This window comes from Chthonomonas sp., assembly GCF_035294165.1.
Taxonomy (GTDB): domain Bacteria; phylum Armatimonadota; class Chthonomonadetes; order Chthonomonadales; family Chthonomonadaceae; genus Chthonomonas.
Genome location: NZ_DATGLN010000062.1, coordinates 1 through 4165 on the forward strand (window position 1 = coordinate 1; position 4165 = coordinate 4165).

The 4165-nt window shown below is 57.1% G+C and carries 3 protein-coding genes and 1 other annotated feature; all 3 genes read left to right on the top strand.

The window, feature by feature from the left end; all coding sequences use genetic code 11:
• Nucleotides 1–13 precede the first annotated feature (13 nt).
• The gene (locus VKV29_RS15355) at nucleotides 14–178 is read left to right on the top strand and encodes a DUF5679 domain-containing protein (protein ID WP_414647337.1); all 165 of its coding nucleotides are present in this window, start codon (nucleotides 14–16) and stop codon (nucleotides 176–178) included.
• Between the two features lie 107 nt (nucleotides 179–285).
• Nucleotides 286–536 (top strand) — a binding site (T-box leader).
• Nucleotides 537–606: 70 nt separating this feature from the next.
• Nucleotides 607–3354 (top strand): valine--tRNA ligase, encoded by a 2748-nt coding sequence (locus VKV29_RS02825; protein ID WP_324199783.1) that lies wholly within the window; start codon nucleotides 607–609, stop codon nucleotides 3352–3354.
• Nucleotides 3355–3916: 562 nt separating this feature from the next.
• The coding region (locus VKV29_RS02830; RefSeq protein WP_324199784.1) for a hypothetical protein at nucleotides 3917–4165 on the top strand (249 nt) is incomplete at its 3' end.

Below are 4165 nucleotides of genomic sequence, written 5' to 3' on the forward strand. Positions count from 1 at the left end.
TATCGGCTACTGCGTGCACTGTCGAACCAAGCGCCAAATGCAGAATGCCATTCAGGTGTGCAATCGCCGTGGGCGATACGACCTTAAGGGGTACTGTGCCGTGTGCGGCAAATCCATGTATCGCCTGGGCGGTTGGGAGGCCGTAGCCGCTGCCGCTCGAAGAAACGCAGAACGGTAGGGGCTTGTGTACAGAGGCTTGTGCGGCAAGTTGTGCGGCTCCGAGGCCCTCGCCAACAAACGTAACGCAGCCGCCGTATAAAGAACTAGTATCCTATTCCGTTATGGTGAAAGACGAAGAAGAGGAGGAGTAGACGCAGGCGCATCTACAGAGAGGGAGGCATATGCTGAGAGCTTCCCGATGTGGCCGCGTCGAACGTCGCCTCGGAGTTGCGTCGCCCAAAGAACCCTTTCCGTTAGGGGTTTGAGTAGGCGCGACGGGTGCGCCCGTTATCGCGCCCAAAGCGCCCGAGCTTTCGCTTGAAAGCCCGGGAAGGAAGGTGGTACCGCGTGGGTAACATTAGGCCCGCGTCCTTCCTCTTCAAAGAGGAAACGACGCGGGCTTATTTCATGCGCCATTTTTTTGAAAGTGTGGAGGAGTTGAGGACGATGACAATACAAGGTTCTGCCTTGCCTACGGAGTTACCGAAAAGCTACGACCCTTCCCAAGTGGAGGGGAAATGGTATGCGCGATGGAAGGAGATGGGCTTCTTTCATGAAGAGCCAGACCCGTCGCGCCCGCCCTACTGCATTACCATCCCCCCACCCAATATCACGGGCAGTCTGCACATCGGCCACGCGCTCAACAACACCATACTCGATGTGTTTACCCGCTGGCACCGAATGCGCGGCTTTTGCACCCTCTGTTTGCCGGGAACCGACCATGCCGGCATCGCCACGCAGACCGTGGTGGAACGAGAGCTGGAGAAGGAGGGCCTCACACGCCAGCAGTTGGGGCGAGAGAAGTTTATTGAACGCTGCTGGCAATGGCGCGAGCAGTACGGGAACCGCATCTACTATCAGTTTGAGAAGCTGGGCTGCTCCTACGACTGGCAGCGTGTGCGTTTTACCATGGACCCTTCCTACGTCGAGGCCATTATGACGGTGTTCGGCTCGTGGTATGAACGCGGCCTCATCTATCGCGGCACGCGCGTGGTGAACTGGGACGTGAAGCTGCAAACCGCCGTGTCCGACATCGAGGTTAACGTGGAGGAACGACCCGGAAAACTCTATCACTTTCGCTATCCCTTTGCCGATGGCAACGGCTTCATTACCATCGCCACCACGCGCCCGGAGACGATGCTAGGCGACACCGCGGTGGCCGCCCACCCCGATGACCCTCGCTATAAGCCTCACTTCGGACGCCTGTTGCGGCTTCCCCTCACGGATCGGCTTATCCCGCTTATTCCCGATGACTATGCCAAGCCGGAGTTCGGTTCCGGTGCCGTAAAGGTAACTCCCGCACACGACCTAAACGACTTCGAGTGCGGGCTGCGCCACAACCTGCCTCAAATCGTGGTTATTGATAAAGAGGGCCGCATGACCGAAGCCGCCGGCCCCGAATTCGCCGGGCTAGACCGCTACGAGGCCAGAGCGAAAGTGGTGGAGGCCATGAAGGCTCTAGGCCTCCTTGAAAAAATAGAGGACTACACCATCCAAACCCCCATTTCCGACCGCAGTGGCGAGGTCATCGAGCCGCTGCTTTCCGAACAGTGGTTTGTTCGGATGAAGCCGCTTGCCCAGCCCGCTATCGAGGTGGTGAAGCAGGGCAAAATCCGCTTCATTCCCGAACGCTACACCGAAATCTATTTGCGATGGATGGAAAACATCCGCGATTGGTGCATCAGTCGGCAGTTGTGGTGGGGGCATCGCATTCCGGTGTGGTGGACCGAAGAAGGAGGAGAGCGCCAACACACCTTCGCCCGCAGTCGTGAAGAGGCGGTGGCCAAGCTGGGCACGGAGAACGTTTGGCAAGATGAGGACGTGCTCGACACCTGGTTCTCATCGGCTTTGTGGCCTCACGCAACCCTCGGATGGCCGCGCGAGACGCCGGAGCTTACCTACTTCTACCCCACCAACCTGCTTTCCACCGCGCAGGAGATACTCTATCTGTGGGTTGCCCGCATGATCATCACAGGGCTTGACTTCATTAAACGGCCGGCCGATCGCACCCCCGAGGCCGACGGATTGCTGGAGGAGGACGGCAAGCAGCGCGCCATCATCCCCTTCCGCGATGTCTACATTCACGCCACCGTGCTGGATGAAAAAGGGGAGCGCATGAGCAAGAGCAAAGGCAACGGCGTAGACCCCGTCGAATTAATTGACCGCTTCGGAGCCGACGCCACCCGTTTCTCCCTTATGCAGCAGGCCGGCAAAAACCAGGATATTCGCTACAGTGCGGCGCGCACCGAAATCGCCGCCACCTTCTGCAACAAACTGTGGAACGCCTCCCGCTTCGTTCTCTCTGCCATCGGTACGGATGGGCACCACGGGGAAGTGTTTCCCCATAGCCTGCAGAAAATAGAGGACAGATGGATACTATCACGGCTCCACGAGACCATTGCAAAGGTAAACACCGCCCTCGCCAACTACGATATGGACGATGCGACCCACGCCCTCTATCACTTCTTTTGGGACGACTTTTGCGACTGGTACATCGAGATCGCCAAGTTGCGGCTTAAACAACCGCAGGAGGGCGATGTTGTGCGCACCCTCTTGGCCCAAGTGTTGGAGACCACGCTTCGCCTTCTGCACCCCATCATTCCCTTCATTACCGAGGAGATATGGCAGCGGTTGCCCCATTCCGGCGATACCATCTGCCTGGCGCCCTACCCACAGGCCCAGCCGGCTTTTCTCGATGCGGAGGCCTGTGCCGGCATGGAGCGGATTAAGGAGGTCGTACGGGCGTTGCGCAATCTTCGCGCCCAGTTTTCCGTGCCGGCTTCGGTGCGCGTGGAAGGGGCGATAGTGCCCTCTGAAGAGAAGCTGCGCGTTCTTCTGGAGCCGGCTTTGCCCATCATCCAAGCGCTGGCGCGGCTTAGTAGGCTATCTCTGGGTGAGGCTCACTCCGGTCAGCAGCAACGTGAAGGAAAGTGGGTTGCCGAAGCGCTGGCCGGTTTAGAGGTGCTTCTCTGTTTGGGAGATGAGGTGGATAGCACCAAAGAGCTGGAGCGTATTGAAAAGGAGCTGGAGGCGGTAGCGAAGCAGATAGCCCGCTCGGAGGGACTCCTCAACAACCCTCAGTTTGTGGAGCGAGCCAAGCCGGAGATTGTGGAGAAGGAGCGTGCGACTTTAGCCGAATGGCAGGCCAAGCGCGAAGCTTTAGAGCGACGCAAGCAGCAGCTACTGCCCTCCTAGAGGCGCACCCGAAACCTCGCACTACTCCGCCCCCTTGTGGGGGCGGAGTGGTAACTGCCGACAAATCAATACTTTGGCTCCAGTAAAACGATGCCCGTGGAACTCCGCATTTGGGTTAAGCACAAGGATGGACACACAAGACCGCTTGGCAGCCATGCGAGGGCGGTAAGGTGCCCTATACCTATTGAGGGAAAGATGCCGTGTGTAGCACCGTCGGCCTTGAGCAGTTACCCACAGGCACAATGATCGAGCACCCAATCTGGCCGATAGAGGCAAATTGATGTAGGGGTAGGCACAAAACCTACCCCTGTACGTGAAATTAGCCTTTGAAGAAGCAGGAATCAAACCTATCCTATTTGGGCATGGTTTGAACAACGGTGGAAACCTCTCTCCGCATTGGAAACATGTTTGGTCACAATACGTCCCATGTTGGCAAATCTCCATAGGCTAGGGACACAGGCTGTTGCTTCTCTTCACCGCATCGTTCCGCGTTCTTAACAAAAATTTCATATAAAAACGCTTGACAATTCTGGCAAGTGTCTCTATAATAGAGGCATTCACCTTGGGGCACTTTGCCCCTTTCGCGTTTCTCACAAAACGGCAACGGTTGACCAACCAGATAACCGATGGCAGTGGGAACGTGCGCACGGAGCAGTACGGTTACGACTGTCTGAACCGTTTGGTGAGCGTGAACTACGGGGATGGGGAGACGCAGAGCTACACGTTCGATGCGATGGGCAATCGGTTAACAAAGCAGGATAATGTGAGTGGGGCGGAGAATTACGGTTACAATAACGCCAACATGTTGGTA